General features: G+C 53.4%; 17 protein-coding genes. 2 read left to right on the forward strand and 15 right to left on the reverse strand.

From position 1 onward, the window contains the following. Nucleotides 1-29: 29 nt before the first annotated feature. Entirely contained in the window at nt 30-1,382 is a 1,353-nt protein-coding gene (gene gdhA, locus E0765_RS03745) for an NADP-specific glutamate dehydrogenase (RefSeq protein WP_132811885.1), read from the reverse strand. 129 nt (nt 1,383-1,511) lie between these two features. Here gdhA and ybeY point away from each other — a divergent pair, with 129 nt between their 5' ends. Then, nucleotides 1,512-1,934: an rRNA maturation RNase YbeY gene (gene ybeY, locus E0765_RS03750; RefSeq protein WP_132811886.1), complete on the forward strand. Its 423-nt coding sequence runs from the start codon at nt 1,512-1,514 to the stop codon at nt 1,932-1,934. A gap of 9 nt (nt 1,935-1,943) precedes the next feature. On the opposite strand, the gene mrdA is transcribed toward ybeY, so the two are convergent. From mrdA to E0765_RS03815, 13 genes are read right to left on the reverse strand one after another with little or no spacing between them, the layout of a single operon-like run. Continuing rightward, a complete protein-coding gene (gene mrdA / locus E0765_RS03755) occupies nt 1,944-3,746 on the reverse strand; it encodes a penicillin-binding protein 2 (protein WP_132811887.1) in 1,803 nt (600 codons plus the stop codon). Then, nucleotides 3,743-4,198: a hypothetical protein gene (locus tag E0765_RS03760; protein ID WP_132811888.1), complete on the reverse strand. Its 456-nt coding sequence runs from the start codon at nt 4,196-4,198 to the stop codon at nt 3,743-3,745. Before E0765_RS03760 ends, mrdA begins: the two co-directional genes overlap by 4 nt. Continuing rightward, nucleotides 4,165-4,629 (reverse strand): N-acetyltransferase, encoded by a 465-nt coding sequence (locus E0765_RS03765; RefSeq protein ID WP_132811889.1) that lies wholly within the window; start codon nt 4,627-4,629, stop codon nt 4,165-4,167. The genes E0765_RS03760 and E0765_RS03765 overlap by 34 nt, the downstream gene beginning before the upstream one ends. Continuing rightward, a complete protein-coding gene (gene yihA, locus E0765_RS03770) occupies nt 4,626-5,237 on the reverse strand; it encodes a ribosome biogenesis GTP-binding protein YihA/YsxC (RefSeq protein ID WP_132811890.1) in 612 nt (203 codons plus the stop codon). Before yihA ends, E0765_RS03765 begins: the two co-directional genes overlap by 4 nt. Further along, nucleotides 5,234-5,725 carry a lipopolysaccharide transport periplasmic protein LptA gene (gene lptA / locus E0765_RS03775; RefSeq protein ID WP_132811891.1) on the reverse strand — a complete coding sequence of 164 codons (492 nt, stop codon included), beginning with the start codon at nt 5,723-5,725 and terminating at the stop codon, nt 5,234-5,236. The genes yihA and lptA overlap by 4 nt, the downstream gene beginning before the upstream one ends. A gap of 10 nt (nt 5,726-5,735) precedes the next feature. After that, the gene (gene lptC, locus E0765_RS03780; RefSeq protein ID WP_132811892.1) at nt 5,736-6,245 is read right to left on the reverse strand and encodes an LPS export ABC transporter periplasmic protein LptC; all 510 of its coding nucleotides are present in this window, start codon (nt 6,243-6,245) and stop codon (nt 5,736-5,738) included. After that, nucleotides 6,246-6,737 carry an HAD family hydrolase gene (locus E0765_RS03785; protein ID WP_132811893.1) on the reverse strand — a complete coding sequence of 164 codons (492 nt, stop codon included), beginning with the start codon at nt 6,735-6,737 and terminating at the stop codon, nt 6,246-6,248. After that, nucleotides 6,734-7,306: an imidazoleglycerol-phosphate dehydratase HisB gene (gene hisB, locus E0765_RS03790; protein ID WP_132811894.1), complete on the reverse strand. Its 573-nt coding sequence runs from the start codon at nt 7,304-7,306 to the stop codon at nt 6,734-6,736. The genes E0765_RS03785 and hisB overlap by 4 nt, the downstream gene beginning before the upstream one ends. A 1-nt stretch (nt 7,307) precedes the next feature. Further along, nucleotides 7,308-8,111, reverse strand: coding sequence for a septal ring lytic transglycosylase RlpA family protein (locus E0765_RS03795; protein ID WP_188109921.1), 804 nt, complete (start codon nt 8,109-8,111; stop codon nt 7,308-7,310). Next, nucleotides 8,104-9,324 (reverse strand): lytic transglycosylase domain-containing protein, encoded by a 1,221-nt coding sequence (locus E0765_RS03800; protein ID WP_165921653.1) that lies wholly within the window; start codon nt 9,322-9,324, stop codon nt 8,104-8,106. The genes E0765_RS03795 and E0765_RS03800 overlap by 8 nt, the downstream gene beginning before the upstream one ends. 17 nt (nt 9,325-9,341) lie before the next feature. Then, nucleotides 9,342-10,118: a TatD family hydrolase gene (locus tag E0765_RS03805; RefSeq protein WP_132811896.1), complete on the reverse strand. Its 777-nt coding sequence runs from the start codon at nt 10,116-10,118 to the stop codon at nt 9,342-9,344. Continuing rightward, on the reverse strand, nt 10,115-11,656 hold the full coding sequence (locus E0765_RS03810; RefSeq protein ID WP_132811897.1) for an AAA family ATPase: 1,542 nt from the start codon (nt 11,654-11,656) through the stop codon (nt 10,115-10,117). Before E0765_RS03810 ends, E0765_RS03805 begins: the two co-directional genes overlap by 4 nt. 7 nt (nt 11,657-11,663) lie before the next feature. Next, nucleotides 11,664-12,518, reverse strand: coding sequence for an NAD(+)/NADH kinase (locus E0765_RS03815; protein WP_132811898.1), 855 nt, complete (start codon nt 12,516-12,518; stop codon nt 11,664-11,666). Nucleotides 12,519-12,704: 186 nt separating this feature from the next. Between E0765_RS03815 and E0765_RS03820 the strand changes: the two genes are divergently transcribed. Then, nucleotides 12,705-13,382 (forward strand): response regulator transcription factor, encoded by a 678-nt coding sequence (locus tag E0765_RS03820; RefSeq protein WP_132811899.1) that lies wholly within the window; start codon nt 12,705-12,707, stop codon nt 13,380-13,382. On the opposite strand, the gene E0765_RS03825 is transcribed toward E0765_RS03820, so the two are convergent. Then, nucleotides 13,379-14,248: a diguanylate cyclase gene (locus E0765_RS03825; RefSeq protein ID WP_255417843.1), complete on the reverse strand. Its 870-nt coding sequence runs from the start codon at nt 14,246-14,248 to the stop codon at nt 13,379-13,381. The two genes, E0765_RS03820 and E0765_RS03825, sit on opposite strands and share 4 nt — an antisense overlap. Nucleotides 14,249-14,260 lie beyond the last annotated feature (12 nt).

Below are 14,260 nucleotides of genomic sequence, written 5' to 3' on the forward strand. Positions count from 1 at the left end.
GCAGGCGACGGGGCCCGCCAAAGCAGGAATCAGACGATTCCCTGCTCGATCATCGCATCGGCAACTTTGCGGAAGCCTGCGATATTGGCCCCAAGGACCAGGTTGGTCGGCTGGCCGAATTCGGCCGCCGTCTGACTGGCGTTGAGGTAGATGTTTTTCATGATCTGCGCGAGTTTGGCATCGACTTCTTCAAACGTCCAGCTCACCATCGAAGCGTTTTGCGCCATCTCAAGCTGCGACGTCGCTACGCCGCCCGCGTTGGCCGCTTTTCCCGGACCATAGCAGATTTTTGCGTCGATGAACGCGTGAACCGCTTCGAGAGTCGAGGGCATGTTCGCCCCTTCGCTGACACAGACGCACCCGTTTTTGAGCAGTTCCTGCGCGTCGGCGAGGTTGAGTTCGTTTTGGGTCGCACTCGGGAACGCCGCGAAACACGGGACCGACCATACGGCATTGCGGCCGGCTGGATATTCGGATACCGGCGTGTATGTCGCGTTCGGACGCTGGGCGACGTATTCGCTCAGACGCGCACGGTTGACCTCTTTGAGTTCTTTGAGGAGTTCAAGGTCAATCCCCTCGGGATCGTAGATCATTCCGTTCGAATCGCTGCACGTGACAGGTTTCGCACCGAGATGGTAGAGTTTTTCAATCGTGTAGATCGCGACGTTGCCCGAGCCCGATACCGTACAGATTTTCCCTTCGAGCGTCTCGTTGCGGTCTTCAAGCATGTATTTGGCAAAGTAAACCGAACCGTACCCCGTCGCTTCGGTTCGCCCGAGTGAACCGCCCCAGTTGAGCGATTTCCCTGTCAGAACCCCTTCGTAGCTGTTGGCCAACTTTTTGTACATACCGAACATATAGCCGATTTCGCGGGCACCGACCCCGATATCACCGGCAGGAACGTCGGTCGTCGCGCCGATGTGGCGGAACAGTTCGCTCATAAACGCTTGGCAAAAGCGCATGATTTCACGGTTCGATTTACCTTTGGGATCGAAGTCGCTTCCCCCTTTGCCGCCGCCGATTTGCAGTCCCGTCAGCGCATTTTTAAAGATCTGCTCGAATCCGAGGAACTTGATAACCCCCGCATTGACGCTCGGGTGAAAGCGCAATCCCCCTTTGTAGGGTCCAAGGGCGGAATTGAATTCGATGCGGAATCCCTTGTTGACCTGGATTTCGCCTTTGTCATCGACCCAGTTAACGCGGAAAAGAATCTGGCGCTCGGGTTCGACGATCCGTTCAATGATTTTATGCTCGCGGTATTTGGGGTATTTTTCCATCAAAGGACGGAGCGATTCGAGGACCTCTTCGGCGGCCTGATAAAACTCGGTCTGGGAGGGGCTGGTTCTTTTGAGGTAATCGAAGACTTCTTTTACGTACGGCATTTAGACTCACTTTCTTACAAAATTGTAAGGATTATAACATACAGTGCAAGTTTAATTCTAGATATTTCGCATATTTTTTTCGGTTTTTTTCAAAGCCCAAGCACGGCAGCGTTATGCTACAATCCCTGCATGATAGAACTCGACAACCGAACCGAAAAACACTACGAATTCAGCCGATTGGAAACGATTGTCGCGAGTCTTAGCGACCGCGAAATCGAACTGATCCTCACCGACAACGACGAGATTGCGCAGATAAACCGCGAATTCCGTGGCATCGACAAAGCAACCGACGTCCTGAGCTTTCCCAGTGACCCTTTTCCGGGCGCGCCGCTGGGAAGCATCGTTATCAGCGTCGATAAAGTCGCTTCGGTAGCTGCGGAGCTAGGCCATGGCGAAGAAGAAGAACTGGCACTTTTATTTATCCACGGAGTGCTGCATCTGATGGGATACGATCACGAAGTTGATGAGGGCCAAATGCGCGCCAAAGAAGAAGAGCTGATCGAACGTTTCGCCCTTCCAAAAAGCCTGATCGTCCGGACGCTCGAAGAATAAACAGCGCTATTAGGGAATCGCGGGCTGTTTTTTAATGTATCCCAGTTCGTCGAGCTTGTTGTAGATCGCCGAAACAATCCCGCCGGTCGCTTCGCCCCCGTGCCCGCCGTGTTCAACCATGACCGTGACGATGAACTGCGGGGTATCGGCCGGGCCATAGGTCGTAAACCATGCGTGAGAACGTCTGAAATACTCCATCGAATGCTCGCTCTCGCGCTGCTTTACCCCTTGGGCGATTCCCGTCGTCTGGGCGGTACCCGTTTTTCCCGCAATCGGGAAACGGGTGTAAAGGTACGGCTTGGCCGTTCCGCCCGGATCGTTACATACCCCCCTCATGGCACTTTGAACGATCGGAAGAATCTTTTTTTCTGACGGGGTGAGGACATCAATCGGTTTGGGGGTGTAGGGATTGTCCGAAATCGTTTTGGCGATATGGGGTATCGGCAGTTTGCCGGTCGCCATCAAAGCCGTGAACTGGGCGATCTGCATCGGTGTCACGAGAAAATCCCCCTGCCCGATCGACGTGTTGAGCGTCTCCCCCTGATACCAGGGCTTGTTGAATTTCTTGCGCTTCCACTCGCGGCTGGGAACGGTTCCGATAAATTCATTCGGCAAATCGATCCCCGTTTTCTTCCCAAGTCCCATCCGGTTGAGCCCTTTACTCATCCGCTCGATCCCGACCTGCAGACTTCCCTTGTAAAAATAATCGTCGCAGCTTTGGGTAATCGCTTTAGCCATGTCGGTGCTGCCGTGGCCGCTGTGCTTCCAACAGCGAAACGCGCGGTTACCCAGTTTCATAGAACCGGTGCAGTAGACCTCGCTGTGTTCGTCCAGCAACCCTGACGTCGCATAAATCATTCCCATCCCCGTTTTGATCGTGGATCCGGGAGGATAGAGGCCATTGATCATTTTGTTGGTAAACGGCGCGTCCACGCTCGTCATCAACGCGTTCCACTCCGCTGAACTGATCCCCGAAACAAACGCGTTAAGATCGTACTCGGGATAGCTTCCCGCCGCATAGACCGCCCCGTAAACATCCATGACGATGATGGAACCCACTTTCCCGGCAAAGAGTTCGCCGATGTAGTTTTGGAGCCGCATGTCGATGTTGAGCACGAGATTACGGTTTTCTTTCGTCGGGGTACGCCCCAGTTCCTCGATCTCAATATTCTGGGCGTTGACTTTGATCCGCCGTTCCCCGGCAACCCCCTGAAGGTAGTCATTGTAATATTTTTCGATACCGTTTTTTCCGACGTGCCCGATAAGCTTGAGGGCCGGATCGGCATCGATCTCTTTTTGATTTGCCTTGGCCACGTAACCGATCAAATGTGCGCCGACCGAACCGTAGGGATACAACCGCTTGGGAGAAGGCGATATTTTGATCGTCTCGCGCAGGTTCATCAGCGCATAGATCGGAATGATCTTTTCGTGCGGGATAAAATCGACGACGTCAATGAACGAGTGGTTGTAATACGAATCCTGCTGTTTGTAGGTTTTGGCGATTTTTTTTGTATCCAGCCCCGGTATCATTGCGTTAAGGTAAGCGATTTCACGTTCCAGAGCCGCCGTATCCTTCCCTTTGGTAAGGTGCGGGGCAAGGGCGATTTTGAATCCGAGTTCATTGATCGCAATGGGCTCGTTGTTACGGTCCAGGATCTCTCCGCGCACGGGAGCGGTCAATTCGCTCTTAATGCTGTTGCGTTCGGAAAGGGTTTCATAGTACTCGTTTGACTGGATCGAGAGGTGAAATACCCGTACCAACAGTCCCAGCCAGACAACCGCGAAAAGAGCGAAAAGGATTTTGATTCTCATATAAGGGCCGCCAGGATCAGAAATTCAACCACCATGTACAGCACCATATGCCAGTCCGCTGCGGGAACGCTCATCAGCAACACGCTATCGGCGATCCAGACAAAAAGCCAGTAACCCGGATACGCCAAAGCGACGAAAATCGCCGCACGGCACAGCCGGCACTGAACCACCTGTTCTATTTTCGGTATCAGGTAGCGTATCAGCAACGCAAAAAACAGCAGCGTACTTCCGAACCAGAACCCTTTTTCGGCTTCGAAAATCAGCAACAACGCAGCCGCGAAAATCAATGCGAGCAGATCGTGACGGCTGAGTGCCTGGTAATAAGCGAAAAACAAGACCGCAAGCATCGGCGGAAGAAACAGGTACATGCTGCTAAGGCTGATGTAGACCAAAAAGACCGCCACCAGCACAAAGCGGTTTACAATGTCTTGATAAGGGAAACTTCGTTGCATACCGGAAAATGTTTGCATTTGATGCAGTCGGCCCAGATTTTGTGCTCAGGAATCGACTCTTTGGGGATTTCGACAAATCCCAGACGCTCGAAAAAACGCTGCTGGTAAGTCAGCGCCAAAACTTCTTTCAGGCCGAGTTTGCGTCCCTCTTCGCACGCTTTTTCGACCAGTTCACTGCCGATGTTGCGACCGCGATAATTGGGTTCGATAATCATCGAACGCAGCTCGGCGAGATTGGGAGAGTGGATATGCAAAGCGCAGAATCCGACGATTTTCCCCTCGTCCATCGCCAGCCAGTACGAACGGATGTTCGTCGCGATTTCATCGTTGCTGCGCGGAAGAATCACCCCCGATTCGATTTCGGGCGCGACCAGGTTCTGCATTGCCGGAATATCCCTCAAAGTCGGCTTTTGATAGACGATTGGACTCATATGTTCTCTTTTTTGAGAATGGCGTAGAGGGTTTCAACCACCGTGCCGACCCCGCGCCGCTTGGAATTGGAGACCATCAACGCCCCGGGAAACCGTTTTTTGAGTTCGGAAAGTTCTTTTTGGTTGAGTTTATCGATTTTGGTGAAGACTCTCAGAATCGTCTGTTCCGGGGCGCAAATCTGGTCAAGGTATTCGCTGACCGACGCATCGATCTCCAAATCGGGATGGCGGCAGTCGATGAGGTGGACGAAAACCTTGATCTGTTCCCGCTCGGAGATATAAGCGGTGAGATTGCTTTCCCAGTCGTTTTTGAGGCTTTTGGCCACCTTCGCGTATCCGAATCCGGGAAGGTCTACGAATTTGGCGTTAAGGCGCTCCTGCGTATCGCGGTCGATAAACACGACATCGAAATAGTTGATCAAGCGGGTTTTTCCGGGCGTGGCCGATACCTTCGCCAGAGACTTTCGATTGGTAAGGGTGTTAAGGAGCGAACTTTTCCCCGTATTCGAACGCGCCATAAAGGCGACTTCGTTTTGTTCCTCGTTGGGAGGTGCGAGCTTGATATTCGGCGCCGACGTCAGGAACGAAGCGTCAATGATTTCGATCATTTCGCCTTCGCCTTCGGTTTTTTCTCTTTCTCTTCGAGGGTGAATACCATGATGACCGGCTCGCCTTTGGTACTTTCGGCGACGGCTTCCCCTTTGATCGTGTTAACGACGACTTTATCCCCCTGCACGCGACGGAAATCGTCGATGCGGATCAAATCGACTTTTTTGTAAAAATGGTATTCGCTTTCGTTGGGATAATAAACCGCCGTCTGCGATTTTCCTTTGTAAATCTCTTTGAGCTCGGTGACGATATAAAACGAGACATCCCCTTCCGCGACGTATTTGATCGGTTTGCGCTGCGCGTCGGTATAAATGGTCACTTTCGACGCGTTGAGGTCGTCCTGGCCTTTGGTCACCTTGACGTTCCCCGTAAAAACGGAAATCCCCTTTTGCTGGTCACCTTTGAAGTTTTCCGAAACGACTTTGAGCTCCTCGGCGCACAGGGCGAGCAATGAGAACGGAAGTAAAAAAGAAAAAAGTTTGATCATCGATAAATTCCTAGTCTAATTGGTAAATTCCCTGCACCGCATTGGCGGATACGGTTTTACGTTCGGTATCGTAATTGAGTCGGCGCCCGTCAACACGGTTGGCGTTTTGGGTGATGACGAAAGAACCTTCCGTACTGATCCGGGATTGTTTCGCGTCGTATTTTCCTTCCTGAGAGCGGAATTCGAGCCCGTCGGCGCGCCGATAATGGACGTTCCCCTCGACAACAAGAACGTCGTCGCGGTAAAGGGCGGTATCCGAACGGATCGTCTGGAACTGTGTTTTCGTATTATCGCTAAAATTTGCTTGCGTTATCTCATAACGATCGTCGAATTTTTTCCCCTCTTTACCTTCGAGGATATGATCGACACCGCGATGGGAAATCTCGTAAAGCGAGAATGAAAAAAGGTGTATTTTGGGGACTTCGGTATTGTTCTTCTCCCCCTGCGCCGTAGGGGAAAAATAGCCGTACATTCCCATCAGCAGCCCCAACACCAACACGAAAAAAAGGTTGATCGACATTTACAGCCACGGCTCCAGGAATTTTTCCTCTTCGCCGTTAAGGCGGATCGTCTTTTCGATCATTTCGCGCACGCACGCATCGCCTCCGCGCCGTTCAAGCACGTTCGCGAATGATCGAATATATTCGGATCCGTCGCTTGGGGTATAGGGCTGGGCCACCCAGCGCAGCAATCGGTAATCGTTCAGATCGTCGCCGATCGCGGCGACCTCTTCGGATGAAATCCCCAGTTTGTCGCACAATTCACGGGCAACCGCGAGTTTGTCCTTGACCCCCTGGTAAAAATGTTCAATCCCCAGTTCTTTCGCACGGTGGGCGACGATCGTCGAATCACGCCCCGTAATGATGGCGGCATGGTGGCCGAGTTTCTGCCATGCTTTGATCGCGAACCCGTCTTTGACGTTGAAATTTTTCAGTTCGACACCCTCGGAGGTGTAGATGATTTTTCCCTCGCTCAGACAACCGTCAACGTCGAGAATCAGAAGCCGTATCACAGCACCCCTTTGGTACTGGGGATACCGGCACGTTCGTTGACGCTAAGTGCGCGGCGCAGGGCCACCGCCAGCGATTTGAACGCCGCTTCGATTATGTGGTGTTTGTTTTTCCCCCGCTGCATCACGATGTGTGCCGTAATGCCTGCGTTGAACACGACCGCGCGAAAAAACTCTTCGGCCAGTTCGGCGTCGAACCCGCCGATTTTCCCGCTCACGTCAACCTCGTAGACAAGATAGGGACGGTTGCTCAGATCGATGTCGCAACTCACCGCCGCTTCGTCCATGACGACGACCGCGCTTCCGAACCGCTCCACTTTTTCGATCGGGTAAATCGCTTCGCGCAGTGCCTGCCCCAGAACGATCCCGATGTCCTCGACACTGTGGTGGTCATCGATATGGACATCGCCGACGCACGTCACGTTCAGATCAAACTGCGCGTGTTTGGCAAAACTCTCGAGCATATGATCCAAAAAACCGACTTTGGTCGATACGGCACTTTTGCCTTCCCCGCGGATCGCGAGCGAAAGGGTGATATCGGTCTCTTTGGTGGTACGCTTTTTTTGGATCATCCTATTCCCTTATGATAAACGCGCCTTCGAAATAGCCGCGTGAAATGAAATCGCGCGCTTCGGCCTCACTTTTGAACCCGCCGAGCCAAACGCGAAATAGTCGTTTGTTATTATACTCTGTATCTTTGATAATTGCGCTGTAGCCGTTGTAACTCGCATACTTTTGCTTGGTCGCCGTTGCCCCTTCAAACCGTTCGAACGACCCGATCTGAACGAAAAAGGAGGTGAGTACCGATTCGCGCGGCCCTTTGGCTACGCGCGCCATGTCGATCGTCCGCATTCCTGATGGCTCGAACCCGAGCACTTCGAGGGTGACGGGTGCCGTTCCCGTTTTATCCACGCCGATCTGTTGCGCCGCGGCAAACGAGAGGTCGATGATGCGCGTTTCGACGAACGGACCGCGGTCGTTGATCCGTACCACCGTCTGCGCGTCGGTTCGGGTATTCGTCACCCGCACGACGGTGTTCATCGGAAGGGTTTTGTGGGCGGCGGTCATCGCATACATGTCGTACGCTTCACCGTTGGAAGTCGATTTGCCGTGAAAATCGGGACCGTACCAGCTGGCTACGCCGCTGAAAGTGTCCCCTACCCGTACGACGGTGGGATAATACTCTTTTCCCATCACGGTATAGGGGCGCATCGTCGCATGCAATTCGCCGTTTTTCTTGTAGATGTTCGACGAACTCATCGCAAGCTTTTCGGAAGGATATTTCTGAGAAGGCCGGGGCTGGTAGCTGTAAGAGCCCGTATGGGTGGTACAGCCGCCGATCAGCAGCGCCAGTCCAAACAGCAAAACTTTAATCATCAACCTTTATCTCCTCACCCTCTTTCAGCACATTCGACACAAACGGGTTTTTTGCTCTGATCTGATCTATCGTCATATTATACAGTTCGGCGACTGAATCGACGGTTTCACCGAGTTTCGCTTTGTGAAATTTCGTATTTTTGAGGTACGGTTTATTGATCGGTATCCGGACGTTCCGATTTTTTCCGATATCGGCATCCGATCCGATCATGTTTTCACGCATAATAGCTCCGCTGGGAACATTGTAACGTTTGGACAGCTGCGCCACCGTTTCGCCTGATTTGACCCGGTGCATCACGAAATAACCTTTGAGGTCGCGCGTACGGAACCGCTCGCGGAAAACGGGAAGTTTCTCTTTTGGAATATAGATTGGATAGGCCTGCTGGTCGGGGGGAGTCACCCCTTTTTTGAGATGGGTATTGAGACGGACCAGATTTTTTTTGGGCATTTCAAGCACCGCCGCGATCCGGTCGATCTCTTCCCCCTCGGGCAGATAAACCGTGGCGATCGGGTTATCGTGTTCCTTGCCGATCAGGGAATCGTACTCGATTTCGGACAAAAACACCTCGTCGGTCGCCAGAAGGGCAAGTGCGAGTACTTTGCGGAGATAACGGCGGCTTTCGGGTGGGATGTAGGCGCGTTTTGGGTCCGCCAGGACGTGTACGTCCGAAGTGCCCGCCTGCCGTATCGCTTTATACAGTTTCCCTTCCCCGCAATTGTAGGCTATCAGGGCGAGATACCATTTCCCGAACATTTTTTTCAGCGCACTGAGATAAGCGATCGCCGCACGGGTCGATTTGATGTGGTCGCGCCGCTCGTCGACGAACTGGTTGACCGCCAGCCCGTGCAGCTTCCCCGTCCCCTCCATAAACTGCCACAATCCCGCCGCTCCGCGCGGCGAAGAGGTGCTGACCTCCAACCGCGATTCGGCAAGCGCGATGAATACGAATTCTTTGGGGAGATCAGACTGCGCGATCAGCGACGTCAGCATCGGGATGAACGTCCCCGCGTTTTCGGTCGAATCGGCAAATCCGTTCATGCGGCATTCACGTCGTTTTTGATCGTAAATATCGTGCAGGTAGGGATCGCGGAGAAAAGAGGCGGGAAGGTCGAAGCGTTTGAGTACTTCGATCTTCTCCCGGTCGGCAGGATCGAATCCGATTCCATAAAGCCAGAGGGGAACGAACAGCGCCATCACCAGGATTGTTCTCATGCGTCCCCTCCTCATCGCTACAACGTCCGAAACAGCAGTTTCGCGTTGGCAGTGGTCAGTGCTTCGACCTCGCCGGGCGGTATCCCCAGAAGTTCGGCCATCTTGTCGGCAACGTATCGGGTATAGGCGCTCTCGTTACGCGTCCCCCGGTGCGGATGGGGAGTGAGATACGGGCCGTCAGTTTCGATAAGCAGCTTGTCGCGCGGGATTTTCGGCAGGACATGGAGAAGTTTTTTGGCGTTTTGAAACGTCACCACCCCGCCGATTCCGAAATAAAACCCCTCCTTCGAGAGGCTAAGGAGCTCTTCGTCGGCGTTATAGCAGTGCAAAACACCTCCTACTTTCCCGGCATTCTCTTCCAGAAGAAGCACTTTCGCGTCATGGCTGGCGTCACGGATGTGGACGATCAGCGGTTTGCCGACTTTTCGGGCGAAACGGATCTGCTCCCGGAATACGTGCGCCTGCCGCACTTTTTCGGAGTGTTTTTCCTCCTCTGAACCTTCCAGGCGGAAATAATCTAGCCCGCATTCGCCGATCGCGACGCATTTGGGATGCGCCGCATAACGGTCAAAATCGACCGATTCGAACGTCTCCATATCGTAGGGGTGAACCCCGACGGCGAAATAGACGTCATCGTACGCTTCGGAGAGTTCGACCGCACGATCGAGAGTGGAAGGATGGGCTCCGGGGATGATAAAGGCCTCGACACCGGCGTTGCGGGCCCGCGCGATCATGGCGTCAAAATCCTCGCGATAGCGTTCATCGTCGAGATGGACGTGGGTATCGATTATCATGCGTTCCCCTGCGATCGTTCAAAAAGTTCACGGGCGAAACGGGTCGCCTCTTCGCTGATGCTCTCGCCGCTGATGATCCGGGCGATCTCTTCGATCCTCTCCTCGGCCGAAAGTTCCCGTACGCGGCTGTCGCCGTCTTTGTACACGAGAAAATGCTGTTCCCCCATCGACGTGAGCTGCGGCTGATGCGAAATGACGAAAATCTGGTATTTTTTCGAGAGATGGCGCAGCACTTTGGCAACACTCATCGATTCCTCCCCGCTGAGGTTGGCGTCGATCTCATCGAGCATCAGCACACCCCCTTTTTCCTGCATCGTTTCGACTCCGAGGGCCAGCAGCGCGAGGCGGAGGCGGTTGAATTCCCCCGAACTGAGCTTATCGAGTTTCGTCCCCGAAAGTCCGAGAAGGGCTTTGTCCCTCCCCAGCGGATGGGGTTCGGCCGCTTCAAGCTCCAACGTCGCTTCGCGAAGATAGAGCATCGAAAGATAGCCGTTGAGGCTTTCGCGCATAGACGGAAGCTCCGCGTGCCTCGCATTCGACAGCAGAGCGGCCGTTTCATCCATCTGGCTTTTAAGCGACGCAACGGCGCGGACCAGCTCTTCCTTGGAGTGTTCGATCGTTTCGTACGACTCAAGCTCACGCGCCTTTTGATCACGATACGAGAGCGCCTCTTCGACGCTGCCGTAACGGCGTTTGATTTCGGCGATCTGCTCGATCCTGTCAAGCACCTGCTCGACGTCGACCTCTTCGAGCTCGACCATCCGTTCCATCGACGTTTCGAAAACATGACGCAGTTCGTTCATCGCATCGTCGAAAAATGCACTGTCGGCTTCGAGCAGTGCCAATGCGGCGCTGACGTGCCCCTCGTGTGCAAAAATAGCCTCTGCCTGCGCAATCGCTTTTTCGATCTTCTCTTTTTTCGAGAGCTGTTTTTTGATCAGGGAGAGTTCCTCGTCTTCGCCGATCCGCGGCGCGATCGCATCGATTTTGGAAATCTCGTAGGCGGCGAACTCTTTAAGCTCCGAGAGACGCTTTTCCTGATCTTCGATCACCCGCAGTTCGTCGGACAGCTTTTTGTGCTCGGCGTAGCGGGCGGCGTACGTTTCGACGATTCCCCGATACGCCGGATCACGGGCCGCGATTCTCTCGTCGATCCGTCGCAACAGCGCGGAAGGCTCGAAATCGCTGTAATCTTTGAGACTCAGATGACGCAGATACTCTCCGCTGATCGCTTCCATCGACGAGCGCGAAGTGCTCTGGGAATTGATGAAATAGCGGGTTTTTTCTTTTTTGACCTGCCGAAAAACGTTGGACGGCTCATTGGCAATCCCGTACTCCTCTTCGGCGATCTGCCAGCACACGTTCGATTCGCAAATCTGCGCATCGACGTTATCCAGGCCGACCGAAGAGAGGATGGAGCGCATCAGGATCGATTTTCCGCTTCCGCTGGGGCCGGTAAACACGACGAGGCCCGGATGAAATTCCATTTCGGCCTCTTTGAACGTCAGAAATTCCTTTAAATAAAACCGTTCGATCATATTCGGATTATTCTCCCCATCCCAGTTTCTCTTTGAGAACCTCGAAATAGTTGAACTCTTTGCGGTGGATCAGATGGGCGCCCGCTCCGGCGAGTTTGATATGGACGGTGTCGTTTTCAGTGATTTCGATCATATCCTGCCCGTCGATGATGACGAGTGCGCTCGCGTCGGGCGTTTTCATCTCGATTTCAAAATGTCCCGGCAGGACGACCGGACGCTGCGTCAGCGAATGGGGGCAGATCGGGGTCAGAGCAAACACCTGCGTAAGGGGGAACAATACGGGCCCGCCGGCGGAGAGATTGTATGCCGTCGATCCCGTCGGGGTAGATACGACGACCCCGTCCCCGTAATAGGTATTGAAGCTTCTGCCGTCGACATAGGTTTCGAGCCGGATCATTTTCGAAATCGACGGACGGGTGAGGACGATGTCGTTAAACGCCACGACGTGGGTATCGCCGTTGCGGCCGGTGATCGTTGCCTGCAGCATCGCCCTCTCGTCGATACGGAATTCCCCCTCGAGCATCTGCGCGACAAACGTCTCGAGTTCGGCCATGTCAAGATCGGCGAGAAAACCGAGTTTCCCCGCGTGAATCCCCAAAACTGGCAACTGAAAGCGGTACGAACGCCGCACCGCCGAAATCAGCGTTCCGTCTCCTCCTATCGTCACCAGGAAATCGGCTTTCTTGCACATGAGATCAAACGGCTGCCCCATAACGCCGATCATCCCGCCGCTGACGTGATCGACGATCACTTCGATGCCGTGCGATTCGAAAATGCGCTTCGCTTCGTAAAATATCTCGCGAAGCTCGGGGGTGGAGGGGCGAAGAAGGATACCGACACTTTTAATATTAGTTAATTTCAAGGTATGCCGCCGTCTTTTTTTGCTTCTATTATAGCCAACTTCGTTAACAGGTCAAAATACCGCGACAATCTGCCATACAACCCCTCAACATTCACACCGCTTAAATCGGATTTGCATGATACTTGCCACACTAACGTGCGATAATTCTTCCGACCGAAGCGATATGCACACAAGGAGACAAGGGAGATGAACATTTTACTGCTCGAAGACGATCCGCTGCTGGGAAAACTCGTCGTCGAATTTTTTACCGAGAAAGGGGATGCGGTTGAACACTGTCTGAGCGGCAAAGCGGCTTTGAAAGCGATCGGAAGCGCTCCCTACGATATCTATCTCCTCGACGTCAACGTCCCCGATTTCAACGGGTTCGCCTGCCTCGAAACGATCCGCCGCGACCAGCCCGAGCCGATCGTGTTCATGATCAGCGGGGACCATGACATCAAAAACATCGCCCATGCTTTTGAGATGGGGACCAACGACTTCATCAAAAAACCGTTCGACCTTGAAGAGATCGACATCCGTATCCGATGGCTAAGCCGGCACACGCATCCCCGTCCCATTGCACCGGACGGCCAGGTCCGGCTAAGCAGAGAGTGCCTTTTCGATACGACCGCACGGATCATCGACTGCAACGGAAAACGGATCAAACTCACCAAAAACGAATACGACGTTCTGCTTCTGTTGATTCAACGGCGGGGCGAACTTGTCACCCAAGAGGAGATACGCCGGTCGGTCTGGAAAGAAAAAGAGATCACTATGATCGGGGTGCGCTCGGTCATAAGCCGGCTGAGGAAAAAACTGTGCGGAGACTGGATCGAAACCCTCAAAGGATTCGGTTACATCCTCAAGCCGCTACCGCTCTCCTAACAGGCGCACCGGTTTCTGCCGTTTTGTTTCGAACGGTACAAAGCTTCATCGGCACGTTCAAGCAGCTCTTTTTTCCCCTCTTCCACTCCCTTTGAGAGTGCCGCTCCCACACTGATCGTCACCTGCCGGGCCGCAGAGGAAAATTCGTGGACGATGTTCAGCTGCGCCACCGAATCGACCAGGTTGTGCGCCACCGTTTTGACCCCATCGGCGTCAACGTCGTATAAGAGAATGACAAACTCCTCTCCGCCGTAACGGGCAACGATATCTCCCGGACGTTTGAGGGTATTTTTGAGCGTTTCGGCAATCTTGACCAGGCACTCGTCCCCTTTTCCGTGGCCGTAGTAATCGTTGTAATTTTTGAAATGGTCGACGTCGATCATCAACACGCCCATCGACCGCCCTTCCCTGAGCGACTTTTTGTAGTATTTTTCATACACTTCTTCGAAAAAGCGGCGGTTGGGAATATGGGTCAGACCGTCGTACATCGAGAGCTCTTCGAGCAGATCGCTTTTGAGTTTGAGCGCGATATGGTTTCGAACCCGGATTTTGACGATGGTGGGGTGAAACGGCTTGGCAATGTAGTCGAGCGCACCTAGGTTAAGGCCGTATTCTTCGTCTTTGATCCCGCTTTTTGCGGTGACGAAAATGATCGGTATGTGGTTGGTCTCTTCGCTGCTTTTGAGCGCTTTGCACACTTCGTATCCGTCCATTCCGGGCATCTCGATGTCAAGCAATATCAAATCGGGCTTCTCTTTTCCGCGTGCGATCTCAAGCGCTTCGAAACCGCTTTTGGCCGCTTTGATCCGGTACTCGTCCCGCAGAAGATCGTAAAGAACGGCAATATTGGTTGCCATATCGTCCACGATAAGTATTAT

Source organism: Sulfuricurvum sp. IAE1 (genome assembly GCF_004347735.1).
GTDB lineage: Bacteria > Campylobacterota > Campylobacteria > Campylobacterales > Sulfurimonadaceae > Sulfuricurvum.

Bases quoted from the DNA above. Each gene is read 5' to 3' on its own strand.
- gdhA (WP_132811885.1), bottom strand. From the start codon at position 1,382: ATGCCGTACGTAAAAGAAGTCTTCGATTACCTCAAAAGAACCAGCCCC.
- ybeY (WP_132811886.1), top strand. From the start codon at position 1,512: ATGATAGAACTCGACAACCGAACCGAAAAACACTACGAATTCAGCCGA.
- mrdA (WP_132811887.1), bottom strand. From the start codon at position 3,746: ATGAGAATCAAAATCCTTTTCGCTCTTTTCGCGGTTGTCTGGCTGGGA.
- E0765_RS03760 (WP_132811888.1), bottom strand. From the start codon at position 4,198: ATGCAACGAAGTTTCCCTTATCAAGACATTGTAAACCGCTTTGTGCTG.
- E0765_RS03765 (WP_132811889.1), bottom strand. From the start codon at position 4,629: ATGAGTCCAATCGTCTATCAAAAGCCGACTTTGAGGGATATTCCGGCA.
- yihA (WP_132811890.1), bottom strand. From the start codon at position 5,237: ATGATCGAAATCATTGACGCTTCGTTCCTGACGTCGGCGCCGAATATC.
- lptA (WP_132811891.1), bottom strand. From the start codon at position 5,725: ATGATCAAACTTTTTTCTTTTTTACTTCCGTTCTCATTGCTCGCCCTG.
- lptC (WP_132811892.1), bottom strand. From the start codon at position 6,245: ATGTCGATCAACCTTTTTTTCGTGTTGGTGTTGGGGCTGCTGATGGGA.
- hisB (WP_132811894.1), bottom strand. From the start codon at position 7,306: ATGATCCAAAAAAAGCGTACCACCAAAGAGACCGATATCACCCTTTCG.
- E0765_RS03795 (WP_188109921.1), bottom strand. From the start codon at position 8,111: ATGATTAAAGTTTTGCTGTTTGGACTGGCGCTGCTGATCGGCGGCTGT.
- E0765_RS03800 (WP_165921653.1), bottom strand. From the start codon at position 9,324: ATGAGAACAATCCTGGTGATGGCGCTGTTCGTTCCCCTCTGGCTTTAT.
- E0765_RS03805 (WP_132811896.1), bottom strand. From the start codon at position 10,118: ATGATAATCGATACCCACGTCCATCTCGACGATGAACGCTATCGCGAG.
- E0765_RS03810 (WP_132811897.1), bottom strand. From the start codon at position 11,656: ATGATCGAACGGTTTTATTTAAAGGAATTTCTGACGTTCAAAGAGGCC.
- E0765_RS03820 (WP_132811899.1), top strand. From the start codon at position 12,705: ATGAACATTTTACTGCTCGAAGACGATCCGCTGCTGGGAAAACTCGTC.